General features: G+C 56.1%; 4 protein-coding genes. All 4 read left to right on the top strand.

The features are described from left to right. Positions 1 to 723, top strand: a 723-nt coding sequence (locus ACRCZA_RS07995; RefSeq protein ID WP_438673926.1) for an ATP-binding cassette domain-containing protein, incomplete at its 5' end; no start/stop codon positions are given. Beyond that, a complete protein-coding gene (locus ACRCZA_RS07990) occupies positions 713 to 1,405 on the top strand; it encodes an energy-coupling factor transporter transmembrane component T family protein (protein WP_438673925.1) in 693 nt (230 codons plus the stop codon). The genes ACRCZA_RS07995 and ACRCZA_RS07990, both read left to right, overlap by 11 nt. Further along, the gene (locus ACRCZA_RS07985; protein ID WP_438673924.1) at positions 1,398 to 1,940 is read left to right on the top strand and encodes a core component of ECF transporter; all 543 of its coding nucleotides are present in this window, start codon (positions 1,398 to 1,400) and stop codon (positions 1,938 to 1,940) included. The genes ACRCZA_RS07990 and ACRCZA_RS07985 overlap by 8 nt, the downstream gene beginning before the upstream one ends. 14 nt (positions 1,941 to 1,954) lie before the next feature. Continuing rightward, the gene (locus ACRCZA_RS07980) at positions 1,955 to 2,692 is read left to right on the top strand and encodes a DNA-binding protein (protein WP_438673923.1); all 738 of its coding nucleotides are present in this window, start codon (positions 1,955 to 1,957) and stop codon (positions 2,690 to 2,692) included. Positions 2,693 to 2,870: the final 178 nt, after the last annotated feature.

The raw sequence follows: 2,870 nt of genomic DNA, 5'->3' as shown, positions 1-2,870 counted from the left end.
GTTGATGGGCAAGAGACTACGCCCTTGGGTCAGGCGCTTATCCGCGCCGATGCCTTTGAGTTTGGTTTTGAGGGGGCGGAGCGCTTATTTGATTGCCCCCACGGATTTACCCTGCGAGCGGGAGAGATTGCAACCTTGGTCGGTGATAACGGCTCGGGCAAAACCAGTCTGCTAAAAACGCTCGCAGGCCTGCAAAGCGTAAAGCAGCGTTTGCCGCTAAAGGTGCTTGGGCGGCGGCCAACGCTTGGGGTTTATGGCGCAGAGTTGGGATTATTAATGCAAAGACCCAGTCGGCAACTGTTCGAAACCACGGTGCTGGCCGAAATGCAGTTTAGTCTAAAGCGGTTTGCACTCCCGTTGGAGCGCGCTGAGCAGATGTTGGCGGCGTTGGATGTGCTTAGCCTCGCCTCGCTCTCTCCCCATAAGCTTTCCTATGGCCAACAGCATTTGGTGGCGCTGGCATCATTGGCCTGCCTGCAGCCTAAGGTGTTGTTACTTGACGACCCGCTGGCGGGGATGGATGGGCAATATGCCGCCAAGGTGTGGCATGTGCTGCAGGCATTAAGTGCCCAAGGCGGCGCCGTGTTACTCAGTAGCCATAGGGATGTGGCGCACAGCGGCGTGACACGGCGTTGGCGTTTACACCATGGACAGTTGCTGCAAGAGCCCACTGAGCACACAGAGCCCAAAGATACAGGGGCAGGGAGGCGCGATGGGCAGTAGCGGACACTCTCGGCGTTTTAGGCGGGCGTATCAGGCGGAGTATCGTACTCCGCGTGGGGACACGGCAATCTGCGCACTGTCGCTATTATTGGTCTGTGTGCTGTCGGCCTGCGCCTTTGTATTACCCAGTGCACTGCTGTGGCCATTAGTGGGAGTCAATGGGCTCTTAGTCATCCATGCCCTGCGCCAGCGCGGGCGAATTGACGGCATCATTAAGTTTGGCATCCTGCAACTGACGCTCACCTTGAGTGGCTATTTACTGTTTTATGGCCCAACCCAATTGGCCCAAGGCGCGCTGGTGGTTTTGCGGCTCATGCTCGCCACGTTGCCGGGCTGGTGGTTGTGTATTACTGCTGCGCCGGAGCGGATTGGTGAGGTGTTAAGCGCGCTGTTACCCAGTAAATGGGCCTTTGTGGTCACGGCTTCCTTACGCTTGTTGCCCTATATGGCAGAGGAGATCCGTGAGATTTATCAGCTCCAATGCCTGCGTGGCGCGCGCATCACCCCAAGGGCGCTGCGCCATCCTAAGCATTGGCCCGAATTGGCCTATTGCGTGCTCTTTCCAGTGTTAATCCAACTGCTCAAATTATCTCGGCAAATCGCGATTGCGGCTAAGGCGCGCCACTTTGGTGCTCAGCCGCACCCTACCCATTGGCATACTCCCAGAGACCAAGATGAATAAAAAAATTCCCTTAAGTTTGCAAGATTCGCTCTTTATCGGATTTTGCGCCACCCTGCTGGTGGCGTTAACCAGCATCCTGCGACTCAAGCTTGGCCTATCTGGGCACAGTATGTTGTTGATGAGTTTTTTTTACCTTATTTGCTATGGCGCGATCGGGCGTTTTGGGGGCATTACCGCCTGTGGAGTGATCGCCGGCATTGTTGCGATGGCCCTTGGCGTGGGTAAGGGCGGGCCGATGATTTTATTGAAATTCGCTTTGCCTGCGTTAGCGATGGACTGTGTTGGATTGCTGCTGCCGCTGGCCATGCATTTACGCTGGCGCTGCGTGAGCCTCGCCCTTACCGGCAGCCTTGCTTGGGCGCTGAAGGGGGCGCTGACCAATATGCTCGCGGGGATGGCGCTTAAGCTCGTGTTCATCCAGTGGGGGCTGAGCGCCCTTAAAGGCGGCGTGTTTGCCATCCTTGGGGCGCTGTTGGTGCCGCCGGTATTGGCGCGTTTAGTGGCCCACGACCTGCTGCAGCGGGATAAATGTTAACCAGAGGAAAGCACATGAACCATTGGCTGATTTGTATTGACGATACCGATGATATCGGCACTAAGGGGACGGGAGAAATCGCGGAGGATATCGCCCGCAGGCTAGTTGGCATGTCGGGGGGGCGCGCCTCTTTTGTGACGCGCCATCAATTGTTGGTCCATCCGGATATTCCCTACACCTCCCACAACAGCGCCATGTGTTTTGCGCTGCATTCCCCATTAACGCTCGCCGACATTATGCAATATTGTGCCGCCCAAGTGCGGGCCGAAGCGGCACCTGCGGCCGACCCCGGCATTGCCATCCTTGATATGGCGGCCGATTATGATGCTGCGGCGCTCATTGAGTTTGGCCGCCGGGCCAAAACAGAGGTGCTGACCAAGGCGGCAGCCTATGATTTGGCCGCCAAGCTCCATATTTCGCTAACGGAGCATGGTGGTACGGGGCAGGGGGTTATTGGCGCCCTCGCGGGCTTGGGGCTGCGCCTCATGGGCAGCGATGGTCGTGTAAAGGGGCAAATTAACCTCGGGCAACTGGATGATCAGGCGCTGGTGCTCAGCGTAGGTGAGATCTTGGCGCAAACAGGCCTTGATGCCGCCCGCTGTGGCAATGGCTACCGTCTTGAGCATGATGAACGGGTGCGACTGACGGGAAAGGTAAAGGCGGTATACCTTGAGCATGAGTTTGTACTGCTGGTGCAGCAAAAGGCTGGCCTGTGGCAAAACGCGGGCAAACAAGCGCTGCAAGCCTATTAGGTTTGCATTGTGGCGGGAATGAGTGAGGCCCGCATAGGTGGAAGTGGGTATCGTGGTGAGAAGGGTGGGCGGATGATTGATGTAAGTAAGGTTGATGTAAGTAAGATTGATGTAAGTAAGATTGATGTAAGTAAGATTGATGTAAGTAAGATTGATGTAAGTAAGATTGATGTAAGTA

Source organism: Shewanella sp. (assembly GCF_051658185.1).
In the GTDB taxonomy this organism is placed as follows: Bacteria; Pseudomonadota; Gammaproteobacteria; order Enterobacterales; family Shewanellaceae; genus Shewanella.
The sequence above is the reverse complement of the archived record's forward strand: the minus strand, read 5'-3'. Positions and strand labels throughout refer to the sequence as shown.

Coding starts and splice junctions, on each gene's coding strand:
- ACRCZA_RS07980 (WP_438673923.1), top strand. CDS start 1,955: ATGAACCATTGGCTGATTTGTATTGACGATACCGATGATATCGGCACT.
- ACRCZA_RS07985 (WP_438673924.1), top strand. CDS start 1,398: ATGAATAAAAAAATTCCCTTAAGTTTGCAAGATTCGCTCTTTATCGGA.
- ACRCZA_RS07990 (WP_438673925.1), top strand. CDS start 713: ATGGGCAGTAGCGGACACTCTCGGCGTTTTAGGCGGGCGTATCAGGCG.